This is a genomic window from Sphingomonas sp. Root720, assembly GCF_001428605.1.
GTDB lineage: Bacteria > Pseudomonadota > Alphaproteobacteria > Sphingomonadales > Sphingomonadaceae > Rhizorhabdus.
Window position 1 is genome coordinate 884613 of sequence record NZ_LMID01000001.1, and the last position, 15200, is coordinate 899812.

General features: G+C 68.9%; 10 protein-coding genes. 8 read left to right on the plus strand and 2 right to left on the minus strand.

Annotation, left to right across the window (positions count from 1 at the left end; genetic code table 11):
- Window positions 1–62: 62 nt before the first annotated feature.
- On the minus strand, window positions 63–791 hold the full coding sequence (locus ASE22_RS04025; protein ID WP_056355266.1) for an SIMPL domain-containing protein: 729 nt from the start codon (window positions 789–791) through the stop codon (window positions 63–65).
- A gap of 228 nt (window positions 792–1019) precedes the next feature.
- Between ASE22_RS04025 and ASE22_RS04030 the strand changes: the two genes are divergently transcribed.
- The 6 genes from ASE22_RS04030 to ASE22_RS04055 all read left to right on the plus strand — a co-directional run bounded on the left by ASE22_RS04030 (window position 1020) and on the right by ASE22_RS04055 (window position 11258).
- A complete protein-coding gene (locus ASE22_RS04030) occupies window positions 1020–2195 on the plus strand; it encodes an efflux RND transporter periplasmic adaptor subunit (RefSeq protein WP_056355269.1) in 1176 nt (391 codons plus the stop codon).
- 19 nt (window positions 2196–2214) lie between these two features.
- Entirely contained in the window at window positions 2215–5304 is a 3090-nt protein-coding gene (locus ASE22_RS04035) for an efflux RND transporter permease subunit (RefSeq protein WP_056355272.1), read from the plus strand.
- 196 nt (window positions 5305–5500) lie between these two features.
- Window positions 5501–6772, plus strand: a complete 1272-nt coding sequence (locus tag ASE22_RS04040) for a DUF445 domain-containing protein (protein WP_056355275.1) — start codon at window positions 5501–5503, stop codon at window positions 6770–6772.
- Between the two features lie 382 nt (window positions 6773–7154).
- The gene (locus tag ASE22_RS04045; protein ID WP_056356313.1) at window positions 7155–7853 is read left to right on the plus strand and encodes a response regulator transcription factor; all 699 of its coding nucleotides are present in this window, start codon (window positions 7155–7157) and stop codon (window positions 7851–7853) included.
- A 26-nt stretch (window positions 7854–7879) separates the two neighbouring features.
- Complete coding sequence (locus ASE22_RS04050; RefSeq protein ID WP_056355278.1) at window positions 7880–9025, plus strand: FecR domain-containing protein; 1146 nt, start codon at window positions 7880–7882, stop codon at window positions 9023–9025.
- The gene (locus ASE22_RS04055) at window positions 8982–11258 is read left to right on the plus strand and encodes a CHASE2 domain-containing protein (protein ID WP_056355281.1); all 2277 of its coding nucleotides are present in this window, start codon (window positions 8982–8984) and stop codon (window positions 11256–11258) included. Before ASE22_RS04050 ends, ASE22_RS04055 begins: the two co-directional genes overlap by 44 nt.
- Here the strand turns inward: ASE22_RS04055 and ASE22_RS04060 are convergent.
- Window positions 11243–12523, minus strand: coding sequence for a hypothetical protein (locus tag ASE22_RS04060; RefSeq protein WP_056355283.1), 1281 nt, complete (start codon window positions 12521–12523; stop codon window positions 11243–11245). The genes ASE22_RS04055 and ASE22_RS04060 overlap by 16 nt on opposite strands.
- 278 nt (window positions 12524–12801) lie before the next feature.
- On the opposite strand from ASE22_RS04060, the gene ASE22_RS04065 reads away from it, so the two are divergent.
- Together ASE22_RS04065 and ASE22_RS04070 are read left to right on the plus strand one after the other, a co-directional pair.
- A complete protein-coding gene (locus tag ASE22_RS04065; protein WP_056356315.1) occupies window positions 12802–13281 on the plus strand; it encodes a pyridoxamine 5'-phosphate oxidase family protein in 480 nt (159 codons plus the stop codon).
- A 4-nt stretch (window positions 13282–13285) separates the two neighbouring features.
- Complete coding sequence (locus ASE22_RS04070) at window positions 13286–15181, plus strand: AsmA family protein (RefSeq protein WP_443028905.1); 1896 nt, start codon at window positions 13286–13288, stop codon at window positions 15179–15181.
- Window positions 15182–15200 lie beyond the last annotated feature (19 nt).

The window sequence follows — 15200 nt, forward strand, 5'->3', positions numbered from 1 at the left end:
CGCGTTCGAGGCGGCCGGAAACATCGACCGCCTCGAAGCGCGAAGGACCGGCGCCGTGCCGGTCAGTTTAGCTCGAACGTCACCGACAGGCTGATCGCCAGCTTCTGCTCGCCGGCCTCGATCGAGCTGTCGGCGGCCTCCTTGCCGCGGGCCATCATCATCATCGGCGGGCGCGGGGCCTGCTCGAAGCTCCCCTCGCTGATCGCGACGATCCGCTTCACCGACAGTCCGGCGGCACGCGCATAGAGGTCGGCCCGCGCCCGCGCCTCGACGATCGCCTTCTGGCGCGCCTGGTCGAGCAGCGGCTCGGGCTTGTCGATCGACAGCGCCGGCCCGTCGATCTGGTTGGCGCCGGCGGCGACCAGCGAATCGAGAATCGGTCCCGCTTTCTTGATATCGCGGAACCGCACGCTCACCCGGCTCGACGCCTGATAGCCGGTGATCACCGGGGGCTGGTTGTCGGCATAGCGATATTGCGGGCTCAGCGAGATCGAGGTCGTCTGGATGTCGCGGTCGGCCACGCCCGCCTTGCGGATCGCCGCGACGGTGGCGGCGGTGCGGCGGGCATTCTCGCTCATCGCCGCGGCCGCGGTCGGCGCCTGGGTGACGACGCCCGCGCCCACGGTCGCGATGTCGGGCACCGCGGTCACTTCGCCGCTCGCGACGATATCGAGGCGGGTGCCGGCGATGGCCGGCGGGCCGGCATGCGCCGGTTCCTGCGCCGAAGCCGGCGCCATCAGCGCCAGCGCCAGCGGCACGGCAAAACCGGTCTTCAGCAATTCATGTCCCATTTCGGTTCCGCTCCTGCTTGGCCGCGAAGGCCGCGGCTGCTAGATGCCCCGCATAACGATCCTCGCTGCACGGGGCATGAACGCCTTACGGCGGCGAAATGATCCAGGCCCCCCGCGGCGGGATCGCATGCGCTCGCATCGCTCCTCTTGAGCGAGGTGACATATTGAGATAATACAGCTCGATCGAACAGCAGGGCCCCGCCGGGGCGACAATGGAAAGCTATGGGGATGAACGTCGAATCCGGCATCCAGACCGACTACACGGCCTTCGACTATGATGACGCGCAGGCACGCCGCCGCCGCTGGATCATCATCGGCGGGGTCGTCGCCGCGCTGATCGTGGCCGTGGTCGTGGGGATGATGATCTTCGGGGGAAAGAAGGAGGCTCCGGCCGCCCCGCCCGCTCCAGGCGTGACGGTGATCGTCCCCGGCCGTACCGACATCGCCTCGACGATCTCGTCGACCGGCACCCTGTTCGCCAAGCGCGAGATGCCCGTCGGCATCGCCGGCGAGGGCGGCATGGTGCAGACGGTGCTCGTCGAACCCGGCGCCTGGGTTGGCGCCGGCCAGACGCTGGCCGTGATCGAACGCTCCGTCCAGGCGCAGCAGGCCAATTCGCTCGCCGCCTCGGTCCGGGTCGCCCGCGCGGATGCCCAACTAGCGCAGGCCGAACTCGATCGCGCCAAGGCGCTGGTGGCGCGCGGCTTCATCTCCAAGGCCGACATCGACCGCCGCACCGCGACGCGCGATGCCGCCGTCGCGCGGGTCGCGGTCGCCCAGGCCCAGCTCGGCGAGCAGCGTGCCCAGATCGGTCGCCTGAACGTCCGTTCGCCCGCCGCCGGCCTGGTGCTGACCCGCGCGGTCGAGCCGGGCCAAGTCGTCAATCCCGGCAACGGCGCCCTGTTTCGCGTCGCCAAAGGCGGCGAGATGGAGATCCGCGCCCAGCTCGCCGAGCAGGACCTCGCGCGCCTCAAGGTCGGCGACACCGCGCAAGTGACCCCCATCGGTAGTCGCAAATCCTTTACCGGCACCATCTGGCAGATCTCGCCGGTCATCGATCCGCAGACCCGCCAGGGCGTCGCTCGTATCCAGCTCGCCTATGATCCGGCGCTGCGCCCGGGCGGCTTCGCCACCACGACGATCACCAGCGGCCGCGTCTCGGCGCCGCGCCTGCCCGAGTCCGCGGTACAGAGCGACGACAAGGGCTCGTTCGTCTACGTCGTGGACAAGAACCGGAAGGTGGTCCGCCAAGACGTGAAGGTCGGCGGCATCTCGGACGAGGGCATCGCCATCCTCTCGGGCCTGCGCGGCGACGAGAAGGTCGTACTGTCGGCGGGCGCCTTCCTGAATCCCGGGGACAAGGTGACGCCGCAGCTCGCCAAGCCCGACGCGCTCGCGCGCTGATCGATCGGAGCATCCCGGCATGCGTAATATCTCCGCCTGGGCGATCAAGAACCCGATCCCGCCCATCGTCCTGTTCGCCGCCCTCACCCTCGCGGGGCTGATCAGCTTCGCGCGGATGGACATCAACCAGATGCCGGACATCAGCTTCCCGGCGGCCGAGGTCCAGATCACCCAGCCGGGCGCGGCACCGACCGAGATGGAGACGCAGATCACCCGCCGGGTGGAGGCCGCCGTGGCCTCGATCGGCAATGTGAAGTCGATCACCTCCTACGTCACCGAGGGCATGTCGGGCACCAATGTCGAGTTCCACCTCGGCACCCCGGTCGACCGCGCGGTCAACGACGTGCGCGACGCCGTCGCCAAGATCCGCGGCGAACTGCCCGAAGGCATTCTCGAGCCGACCGTGCAGCGGCTCGACGTCGAGGGCGGCCCGATCGCCTATTATTCGGTCGAGGGCGTCGACATGACGCTGGAGCAGCTGAGCTGGTTCACCGACAACACCGTCATCAAGCGGCTCCAGGCGATCGACGGCATGGCGGCGGTGTTCCGGAGCGGCGGCGTGACCCGCGAGATTCGCGTCATCCTCGATCCCGCGCGCATGCAGGCGCAGGGCGTGACCGCGAGCCAGGTCAACAACATCCTGCGGACGGTGAACCTCAACGCGGCCGGCGGTCGCGCCGAACTGGCCGGCGCCGAACAGTCGGTGCGCGTGCTCGGCAATGCCTCCTCGGCCTATGAGCTGGGGCAGACCCAGATCTCGGTCGGCGACGGCCGCACCATCCGCCTCGCCGACATCGCGAAGGTGCGCGACTCCTATGGCGAGCAGCGCCAGATCTCGAAGATGAACGGTCGTCAGGTGCTGTCGATCGGCATCCAGAAGGCCAAGGGCGCTTCGGACGTCAAGGTCTACGACGCCGCGCAGAAGGTGCTTGCGGAGCTCCGCAAGGAGAACCCCAAGGTCAAGTTCACCGAGCTCTACACCAGCGTCATCTACACCAAGCAGCAATATACCTCGGCGATCCACGCGATGATCGAGGGATCGGTGCTCGCGGTCATCGTCGTCTTCTTCTTCCTGCGCGACTGGCGGGCGACCTTCATCTCGGCGCTGGCGATTCCGCTGTCGGCGATCCCGGCCTTCTGGTTCATGGACCTGATGGGCTTCACGCTGAACACGATCAGCCTGCTGGCGCTCAGCCTCGTCGCGGGCATCCTCGTCGACGACGCGATCGTCGAGATCGAGAACATCGTCCGCCACATGCGCATGGGAAAGAGCGCCTACCAGGCGTCGATGGATGCAGCCGACGAGATCGGCCTGGCCGTCGTCGCGACGACCATGTCGATCGTCGCGGTGTTCCTGCCGGTGTCGTTCATGCCGGGCATTCCGGGCCAGTTCTTCGAACAGTTCGGCCTGACCGTCGCGGTGGCGGTGGTGATGAGCCTCGCCGTCGCGCGCCTCATCACCCCGATGATCGCCGCCTATTTCCTGAAGGCCGAGGGCATGAAGGAACATGGCGGCGGGCCGGTGATGGACAAATATATCCAGCTGCTCAAATGGTCGCTGGTCAACCGCTGGAAGACGATCGGCATCGGTGTCCTCGCCCTGCTCCTGACCATCGGGCTGTTCGCGACCTCGCCGTCGCAGTTCCAGCCGGCGCTCGACGTCGACTATAGCCAGGTGAAGATCGAGCTCACGCCCGGCGCGCGGGTCGCGCAGGACACCCAGAAGGTCGCCGACGAGGCGATTGCGGTGCTACGCCGGCAGCCCGAGGTGGCCGCGGCCTTCGCCGATATCGGCGACGGCGGCGATACCCGCTTCGCGTCGATCTACATCACGCTCAAGCCCGCCAAGGAACGCGATCGTTCGAGCATCGAGTTCGAGCGCGAGACCGCCTCCCTGCTCAACAAGATCCCCGACGCGCGCGTCAACTTCGTGTCGCAGTCGGGCGGCTTCGGCCGCGACCTCACGGTCATGCTGGCGGGCGACGATCCCGAGAAGCTCCAGCAGAGCGCGAACGCGCTGATCGAGCAGATGCGCAAAAGCACGCTGGTCCGCGACCCGCGCATCGACGGCGATATCCAGCGTCCCGAGCTGATCATCAAGCCGCGCCTCGACCTCGCCGCCGATCTCGGCGTCACCACCGCCGCGCTCAGCAACGCGATCCGCATCGCGACCCTGGGCGACATCGAGCAGAACATGGCGAAATTCTCGCTCAGCGATCGCCAGATCCCGATCCGGGTCTCGCTGAGCGAGGAATCGCGCCGCGATCTTTCGTCGATCGAGAACATGCCCGTGCAGACGAGCTTCGGCGGTACCGTGCCGCTGAAGGTCGTCGCCGACATCACCTTCGGCGCCGGGCCGTCGAAGATCCGCCGCTACAACCAGGTCCGCCGCCTCGTCGTCGGTGCCGACCTGGTGCCGGGGGCGGTAAGCGGCGACGCCTATAAATATATCTATGCCACGCCGATCATGAAGAACCTGCCGGCGGGCGTCCGCGAGGTTAAGTTCGGCGAGCAGGAATTCCAGGACGACCTCATCGCCGGCTTCCTGATCGCCGTCGTCTCGGGCGTCCTGCTGGTGTTCGCGGTGCTGGTCCTCCTCTACAAGCGGGTCCTGCCCCCCTTCGTCAACATGGCGTCGCTGCTGCTCGCGCCGCTCGGCGGCATCCTGTTCCTCAGGATCTGGGGCATGCCGATCTCGATGCCGGTCTATATCGGCCTGCTGATGCTGTTCGGCATCGTCGCCAAGAACTCGATCCTGCTGGTCGACTTCGCGATCGAGGAGATGCGCCACGGCGCCAACCGCTTCGACGCGATCCTCGAGGCCGCCCATAAACGCGCCCAGCCAATCGTGATGACCTCGGTCGCGATGATCGCGGGCATGGTCCCGATCGCGATCGGCCTGTCGGGCGACGGCAGCTGGCGCGCGCCGATGGCGGTCTGCGTGATCGGCGGCATCGCCATGTCGACCATCCTCACCCTCATCATCGTCCCGGCGGGCTTCACCCTGGCCGACGACATGGAAAAGTGGATCGGGCCGCGGCTCGGCAAGCTGCTCGTCAACAACGAGGAGCACAAGCCGGGCGATGCCAGCACCCAGCCGGCGGAATAGGCCGGCCTAGCCCGTCGCTCTCTCCTCTTGCCGTCGTCCCGGCGAAAGCCGGGATCTCGCTGCCGTCCTGCGGCGCCCCATTTCCCTTCGCGTCATCCGGCGGGAGCGGGGATCTCGGGAGAATGGAAGCGAAGCGAATGACACCTGCAATGATCGTTTCGGTTGAACATTCCGCCCGGCCGTCCATTCTGTTCGCATGAACCTGTTCCAGGCCACCGGGCTCGACCGCTTCAATCCCGCGCAGGGTGGCGTGCGCGGCATGCGCGTCGTCGCATCGGGGCTGCTCGTCATCATGGCCGGCTTCTACCTGCTCGCCCGTTCGCACGAGGCGCCCAGTGCCGCCGCCGGCTGGGGCTATCTGCGTGCCTTCGCCGAGGCGGCGATGGTGGGCGGGCTGGCCGACTGGTTCGCGGTCACCGCCCTCTTCCGCCATCCGCTCGGTCTGCCGATCCCGCACACCGCGATCATCCCGCGCAACAAGGATCGGATCGGCGACAGCCTCGCCGCCTTCCTGCGGGTCAACTTCCTGACCGCGTCGGTGGTGGCGCGCCGGATGTACCGGGTCGACGCCGCCGGCGCGCTCGGCCGGCTGCTCGCCAACCCGCCGCAAGGCGGCCGTACCCGCGCCGGCGCCGGCCGCGCGCTCGCCACCATCCTCGAATCGCTCGGCGACGACCGGCTCGGCGCGATGGTGAAGGGCGCGCTGGCCAGCCGCCTGCGCGGATTCGACGTCGCCCCCCTGCTCGGCCGCTCGCTCGATGCCGCGATCGTCGAGAACCGCCATGCCGAGATGCTCGACGGCCTGATCGGCTGGGCCAGCCGCATCCTGCTCCACAACGAGGGCATGATCCACGACATGGTGCAGGCGCGGACCGGCAAGCTGATGCGCTGGACCGGCCTCGACGAGAAGCTGTCGGGCGCGATCGTCGAAGGGCTGCACAAGCTGCTCGACGACATGACGACCGACCCGCATCATCCGTTGCGGCTCAAGGCGCAGGAGGGGCTGGAGGATCTAGCCCGCAAGCTGCAGCACGATCCCGACACGCAGGCGAAGGTCGCCGGGATCAAGGCCGGGCTGATCGAGAGCCCCGCCGTCGCGGCCTGGCTCGACTCGCTGTGGCAGAGCACCCGCCTGCGCCTGATCGAGGCGGCGCGCGACCCCAACGCCGCCTTGAGCGGGCAGGTCGGCGAGGCGCTCAAGCAGCTCGGTGCCACGCTCCAGACCGATCCCCGTCTGCGCGAGACGGTCAACCGCTTCGCGCGGCGCATGACGGTGGGCCTCGTCGCCGATTATGGCGACGGCATCGTCAAGCTGGTGTCGGACACGATCCGCAGCTGGGACGCCGGCACCGTGACCAGCCAGCTCGAAAACGCGGTCGGCCGCGACCTTCAATATATCCGGGTCAACGGCACCATCGTCGGCGGCCTGATCGGCATCGGCCTGCACGGAATCGCCCAGTTCATCTGAGCCGCGATTCGCGTCGGGGGATGGGACGGGAGGGTTGGTGATGCCGGAGCCCGTGATCTCCATGGCCTGCCAGGGCAAGGCAGACCGGCCGGACGAGGGGGGAGCAACCCTCCCATCCGACGCCCCCGATCATCGACGACCCGGCATCACCGCTTCGGACAATAGGGTCCGATCGGTCCGATCTCGTTGTAAACAATTGTAACTTTGCAGTTGCTCACATTCGTGCCCGCCCGTCTGCGGCTACACAGCTAACCATCCGCAGGGCAATCGGAGGGAGCACTAATGGGCATAACGCCGCCATCAGCTATTGGAATCGGACGTGGCGACGGGCATGGTCTCTGCCATGGCCAGCGATCCAGCCGCGAAAACATCGGGCGATAGCATGCGCATCGCAGTTCTCGACGATGAGGCGGCTATGCTGGCGTTCGTCACGCAGACGCTGATCGAAGCCGGTCATTATTGCTATGATTTTCCCAACGCGCGGACGCTGATCTCGCGGCTGCGGCAGGACACGTTCGACCTGGTGATTCTCGACTGGAACATGCCCGACAAGAGCGGGGTCGAGATCATCAAGTGGATGCGCGAGAATATGGACAAGCCGGTCCCCTCGCTGCTGCTGACCAACCGCAACAGCGACGAGGACATCGTCGCCGGGCTCGACGCCGGCGCCGACGACTATGTCATCAAGCCGGTCCAACCGTCGGTGCTGCTCGCCCGGATCAACGCGATCCACCGCCGCACCGGCCCGCGCGAGGCGATGGGCGCCAACGAGACCTACGGCCCCTTCGTCCTGCACCCGGCGCGGCAGATGGTGTCGGTCGAGGGCGAGAATATCGTCCTGACCGCCAAGGAGTTCGAGCTGGCGGCCACGCTGTTCCGCAACATGCACCGGCCATTGTCGCGCTCCTATCTGCTGGAGCTCGTCTGGGGCCGGAACCCCGACCTGCCGACCCGCACGCTCGACGCGCATATCTCGCGCATCCGCGCCAAGCTCGGGCTCCGTCCCGAACGCGGCTTCCGCTTGATTCCCGTCTACAGCTACGGCTACCGGCTCGAGGCACTCGAAGCCGAAGAGGGTTGACGCTGGCACAGGTCGGACGATCCCGGTTGTTCCTTGTCGCCGCGGCCCTGCTGGCCGCGGTGCCGGCGCATGCCCAGCCGGCGGCGGAACCGTTGTTCCGCTACACGGTGCTGCCCGACGACACGCTGTCGGGGCTCGCCAAGGCCTTTCTCGTGGGCGGCGACTATCTGGAGGTGCAGCGGCTCAACAAGGTCGCCGACCCGCGCCGCCTTCCGATCGGTTCGGTGCTGCTGATTCCCGACCGGCTGCTGCGGACGGTGCCGGTCGTCGCCCAGGTCGTCGCCTTTCGCGGCGCCGTGACGATCGACGGCCGCCAGGCCGAGCTCGGCAGCGAGGTGCGGCAGGGGATGCGCGTCGAGACCGGTGCGAACGCCTCGGTCGCGATCGCCATGCCCGACGGCAGCTCGATCGCATTGCCCTCGCAGAGCCGAATCCGCGTCGACAAGCTGCGCCGCATCCTGCTGACCGGCGGGCTCGATCGGAACTTCAAGCTCGAGGCGGGGCGTTCGCGGTCGAGCGTCACGCCGATGAAGGATCCGGCGAGCAATTTCCGGGTGACGACGCCGCTGTCGGTCGCCGCCGTGCGCGGCACCGACTTCCGGGTCGGCATCGACGAAAGCGGCGGCACGGCGCTGACCGAGGTCGTTGGCGGCACGGTGGGCGTCGAGGCCGGCCCCGATCCGTCCGAGGTCATGGTCCCGAAGGGCTTCGGCGCGGTCAGCACGCCGACCGGAACCGAACCGCCGGTCGCGTTGCTGCCCCCGCCCCTGCTGCTGCAGCTCGAACGGACCGACAGCGGCGTGAACATCCTCGTCAAGCCGGTCGAGGGGGCGAAGGCCTATCGAATCCAGCTCGCCAGCGACGTGGCCTTCCTCAACATCATCGAGGAGACGCAGACCGATACGCCGGGGGCCAGTCTCACGCTGCCCCCCAACGCCACCTTCTTCGTCCGGCTGACGGCGGTCGCCGCCTCGGGGATGGAAGGCCTGCCGGGCACCTATGCCCCCGGCCTGCGCCGCGCGGCACCGGCGCCCGGACCGGCCGCCGACGCGGGAGGCGAGATACCCCTGCCCTTCCAGCTCTGGAGCGAGCCCCGGCCGCTCCGGATCAGCATGACCGGCCACGGCCATATCCAGCCACGCTCTTTCGCCGTCCAAGCGCCTCTACGCTGAATGGTTCGCGGTCGCGGTCGTCGCGACGCTGCTGATCATCGCGCTGGTGGTCGGCCGCCTGACCGAGCGGCTCGACCATATCGTCTATGACAATGTCCTGACCGCGTCGGGCCGTCCGCCGCCCGCCGATATCCTGATCGTCGCGATCGACAATCGCAGCCTGCAGGCGATCGGCCGCTGGCCCTGGCCGCGCGCTATCCACGCCCGCGCGCTCGACCGGCTGGCCGACGCGAAGCCGCGCGCGATCGGCTACGACGTGCTGTTCGTCGAGCCCACCGCCGACGACGCGCTGCTCGCCGCGGCGGTGCGGCGCAGCCCCACCTATCTGCCGATGGTGATCGACGTGCCAGGCGCCAACGGCGCGGCCTACGACGTCGCCCTGCCCGCCGGCCCGCTGAAGGATGCCGCCGCCGGCATCGCCCAGGTCAACCTGCACTTCGACGACGACCGGGTGATCCGCACCGCCTATCTGGAAGAAGGCGGCGGCGGCCGTTCCTGGCTTCAGCTGTCGGCGCTGATGGCGGGCCAGCAGGCCCGCGGCGCCGCCGGCGGCGAGCGCGAGGGGCTGTGGCAGGCGCGACCGGTGATGATCCCCTATGGCGGAACCGCCGGCCATGTCAGCACCATATCCTTCGTCGACCTGCTCGACGGCCGCGTCCCCGCCGAACTGATCAGGGGCCGCTACGTCCTCATCGGCGCCACCGCCGACGGCATGGGCGACAGCTATCCCACCCCGACATCGGGGGTGACGAGCCAGATGGCGGGCGTCGAGATCCAGGCGCAGCTGCTCGACGCACTGCTGCGGGGCGACGCGATCACCCCCGCCTCGCCGGCCTGGATATTGTGGCTGGCGCTCTGCGCGCTCTGGACCATGCTGCTCGGTTTCCTGCGGCTCAGCCCCCGCGCCAACGCGAATCTCGCCCTGCTGCTGGTCATCGCGCTGCCGCTGCTCAGCTTCCTGCTCTTCCGCTTCGGCCATGTCTGGCTGCCGCCGTCCGCGGCGCTCATCGGGCTGCTGTTCGTCTATCCGCTGTGGGGCTGGCGCCGGCTGCAGGCGATCGGCAGCTACATGAACGACGAACTGCGGCAGCTCGAGGTCGAAGGCGACGCCTTCCCCCGCCGCAACCGCGTGCTGAGCAACCGCGAGGTGACGCTGCAGGCCGGGCTGCTGCTGCAGGCGATCGACCGGCTGCGCGATCTTCGGCGCTTCCTGTCCGACGCGATCGGGCGCCTGCCCGACGCCCTGTTCGTCGCCGGACTCGACGGCCGGCTGGCGCTGACCAACGCGGAAGGACGCCGGCTCGCCCGCCGGCTCGGCGCGTCGAGCGAGATCGGCGCCGATCTCCATGCCCTGCTCGATCGCTTCCGCGCGGCGGAGGGGATCTCCTTCTCGCCCTTCGTCGCGGATGCCCCGGTGCAGGGGGGCGCCGAGACCGCGACCGAGGACGGGGGCAGCTTCGACATCCGCTATGTCGCGCAGCGCGACGCCGCCGACGCCCAGGTCGGCTGGATCATCCGGATCGTCGACATCAGCGCCCTCAAGCAGGCCGAACGCCACAGGGAAGAGGCACTGCAACTGCTGAGCCACGACATGCGGGCACCGCAGTCGGCGATCCTATCGCTGCTGCGCGGTCCCGAGACCGGCGTTCCGAAGGCGATCGCCACCCGGATCGAGGGGCTGGCCAACCGCACGCTCGAACTGGCCGAGGACTTCGTCCAGCTAGCCCGTGCCGAGGCCAAGCCGATGGCCAACGAACCGCTCGACATGAACGACATCGCGATCGACGCCGCCGACGCGCTGTGGCCGGTGGCGAAGGCGCGCGGGATCAAGGTGACGGTCGAAGGCGCGGAGATCGATCCGCACATGGTCGACGGCGATCGCCAGCTGCTGACCCGCGCGGTCCTCAACCTGATCGGCAACGCCATCAAATATAGCGATCCCGGCATGGGCGTCCGCTGTTCGGTCGAGGAGGCGGACGGCCATATCCGCGTCGCGGTCGCCGACAGGGGCGTCGGCATGGACGAGACGCAGCTCGCGGGTCTCTTCTCGCGCTTTCAGCAGGGGCCGCGCGAAGGGGTCGGGCTCGGCCTCGCCTTCGTCCGCACGGTCGTCGCGCGCCATGGCGGCAGGATCGATTGCGAGAGCGCGCCGGGCGAAGGCACGACCTTCACCATCGAGCTGCGCAAGAGCGCGTTCGATCCTTATGCCGAAGACGCCTATAGCGGCGAATAGGCCACGCGTTCCGCCAGCCGGGGCTCGAGCCCCAGAAAGCCGGCGATCGCCGCGGCGGCGCGATGCGAACTGCGTTCGCCGTCGCGCAGGTCGAACGTATCGCGGAACGCCGCCCTCTGGACGGTCGCGAAATCGCGATGGCCGACGATCGCCTGCTCGATGGCGGGAACCACCTGCTCGACACCGTCGATCACGGGGCCGAAGCGCCAGTGATCATGGTTGGGATCGCCCCGCCACATGCGACCGTTGCTGTTGACGAACAGGCAGGGGCGCGGCCGGCGTAGATATTCATAGACCTGGCTGCTGACGTCGCCCAGATAGATGTCGGCCATGCTGGTGTAGGTCATGTCGATCGATCGTTCGCTGCCATAGTCGACATGGACATGCGACCGCGTGGCGAACGGGCCGAACACCGCTTCCGCCTCCGCTCGCCCGCCGCGCGTGTCGCAGAGCCGGATGTGCGGGGCGATGATCAGATTATAGCGGTCGGCATCGACGATCCGGCGGACCAGCTCGAAGCCGTGGCTGCGCCAGGATCCGAGCGTCGGCGAGAAATGCGGGTTGTAGAGGATGATCGGCCGTTCGACCGCGAAGGGGTTCCAGTTCCGGTCGCGCAGCCGGTCGGCCGCCTCGAACTTGGGATAGCCGACGATGGCGCTGTGCCCCTCGCGCACCAGCCCGTCCTCGAGCATGCGGCGGCGCTGCTTCTCCCCTGCCATCAGCGCGAAATCGAACCGCGCGATGCGCCGGTCGAAGCCCGCCGCCCGGTCGCCGGCGCCATGGTCGATATGGATGAAGCGCGGCCGGGCGACGCCCAGCAAACGGAGCAGGATCGATGTCCGTTCGGGCAGGGCGATCGCGTCATAACCGTTCATCCGGCGCCGGATCGCGAGCAGGGTCGGGAGCTTGGGCGGCACCACCCACCCGAGCCGCGCCGCGAGCGCGCGGACGAGCGGCGATCCCACCTGCTCGAAGCGCAGCAACGGCTGGCTCTCCGGAAGGATCGCGGCGCGGGCCAGATCGAGGTTGACCCTGGTCGAGGAAAGGATGTCGACCTCCGCCCGCCAGCCGAGCGCCAGTTCCTCGGCACTGGTGATCCCGTGCAGCATCTGGTGCGGTTGGGCATTGAAGAAGAAGGCGATGCGCGGCGCTTGCCGGCGATCGGCGACGGGGGTTTCGGGCGAGCCCGCGGACAGCGGGTCCACGCCGGGCGGGGCGAACGCCTCCACCCCCGTCTCCGCCAGCCCGATCGATCCCGTCGCCATGCCTCGTCCGCTCCCGCTTTGGCGAGAGACGCCGCCCGGCGCAGGTCACCGCAGTCCGGACCTTCGGAATTTTCGCTCGCGCACGGGGATGCTTCGGTCGGGCTGGCGCGGCGAGAGGGGTTTGCCGAAGCTGTCTCGGCAAGGTCGGGCCCTGCCGCCTATCGCGCCTCGTCCCCGGCGAAGGCGCCTTGAAATAGCGACGCAACCCGAGCCGCCTCGCTTCGTTGTTTCGGCAAGACCGCTTGCAAGACGCCCACCACACCGATGAGGAGAGCATGATGACCGATACCGCCAAGCTGAAAGAGAAACTTTGGGAAAAGCTCAGCGACGGTCCCTATCTGATGATGGGCCTTACCTCCGCTCATGAACATTCCGAGCCGCTGACGGCGATGCTCGACAAGGACCAGGTCGACCGCATCTATTTCTTCATCGGCCGCGACAACCGGCTGGCGAAGGGCGGCCCGGCGATGGCCCAGTTCGTATCGAAGGGGCAGGACTATTTCGCGTGCCTGTCGGGCCAGGCGACGATCGATAACGACCCCGCGATGATCGACAAGCTCTGGTCGAAGCCGGTCGAAAGCTGGTTCCCCGGCGGCAAGACCGATCCCAACCTCGCCCTGCTCCGCTTCGACATCGACGAGGCCGAGCTGTGGGAGGCGGACATGTCGCTGGCCGGCAAGATCAAGATGCTGTTCGGCGGCAAGATCAAGCCCAGCGACGAAGGCAGCCACGCCGTGGTGCAGAGCACCGCCGTCTGACACCTTGGGTCCGTTTCTGAGGAGCAGCCATGACCCCGGCCTTGAGGCCGGCCCGGCAGCGGCGGCATCGCCGCCGCGCCGGGCCGGCCGTTGGCTTTTGCTGGCGGCGGGGGTCCTGGCGCTCCTCGCCCTGCTCGTCGCGGCCTTTCCCTGGGGCCTGTTGAGAGAACCTGCCGAGCGCGCGCTGTCGAAGCATTTCGGACGGACGGTCACGATCGGCACGCTGCGGCGGATCGACCGCTTCTCCTTCGCTCCGGTGATCGAAGTGCGCGACCTGCGCGTGCCGCAGGCCGCATGGGCCGGTCGAGGCGATCTGGCCCGCGTCGATAGGTTGGTCGTCACCGTACCGCTGGCAGGACTGCTGCGGCGCGGCTTCCATGCGCACTCGGTACGGATCGACGGGATGTCCCTCGACCTGGTTCGCACCGCCGACGGGCGCGAGAACTGGCGGGCGGCCGGAGAAGCCGGGTCCGGCGGACGGCCGCCGAGCATAGACGGCCTGTCGATCGCCAACGGCAGGATAAGCTATCGCGACGCCCGGCGGCGCCGCACGATGGCGGCCACGATCGTCGCCGGCCCCAAGGGCATGACCATAGAGGGCCGGGGCGATGTTCTCGGCGCCCCCGTGTCGATCGGCGTGCGCGCCGCGCCGGTCGGCGGGACGGGACGCTGGCCCTTCCGGGTCATGATCGACGGAAAGGCCATGACCATGGCGCTCGACGGTGCCATGGCGCGCCCGCTCGACGTCGGCCATCTCGACATGGATGTGCGGGCCCGGGCGAACAACCTCTCCTATGTCGATGCGGTGGTCGAGGCCGGCCTGCCGCGGACCCAGCCCGTCGACCTGCGCGCCCATGCGCGGCGCGACGGGAACGACTGGACCGTGACGCGGCTCAAGGGCACGGTCGGCCGGTCCGACATCGCCGGCGAGGCGACCATCCGGAAGCGGGCCGGCCGTCACGTCATCGACGGCACCGTGCGGGCGCGCCGGTTCGACTTCGACGATCTCTCCGACGCGCGCAGTCGCTCGATCGCGATGGAGAAACGCTGGCGCTTCGGCCCGCGCGTCTTTCCCGACACGGCGATCGATCTCGACAATGTCCGCCGGACCGATGGCACGCTGCGCGTCCACGCCGAGCGGCTGCTGTGGCCGGGCCCCTCGCCCTTCCGGTCGCTCGACGGCACGATCCGGCTCGATCACGGCCTGCTGACGGTCGACGACCTCCGGCTCGGCCTGACCCACGGCACGATGGCGGGCAAGCTGCGCATCGAGCAGCGCGACGGCGACGGTCCGGTCCTGTCGCTCGACCTGATGCTGCGGAACGGCCGCATCGTCGACTTCGCGCCCGATACGCGGATCGACGGCGGCCTGACCGGGCGGATGCGGCTGACCGGCCCGGGCGACACCGTCCGCGCCGCGATCGGCCGGTCGAGCGGCATGATCGGCATCGTCGGACAGGGCGGCACCCTGCCCGTCCGGACCGCGGCGCTGCTCGGCCAGGACCTGCTCGGCGGCGTCTTCGGCAGCCGGAGCGAGCTGGCCCGGCTGCGCTGCGCCGCGATCCGCCTCGACGCCAGCGGCGGCGTCGCCACCGTCGATCCGATGATCGTCGACACCAGCCGGGCCCGGACCGAGATGACGGGCCGGATCATGCTGGCCGAGGAACGCCTGGCGCTCGAGATGCGGGGCACGCCCAAGCAGGGCGCCGGACTGCGCCTCGTCGGCCCGGTGCTGATCACCGGCACGCTGAAGGAACCCGATGTCGCCCTGCCCGGCAAGGGCGGCGTGGTCGGCAAGCTGTTCAAGAGCATCGGGCGCGCGATCGACGGCGAGAAGGAACCGGTCGCGACCGACGCCGATTGCGCGGGCCTCGCGGCCCGGGCGCTCGCCGACCGCTAGACCAGGGGACGGGACGGCG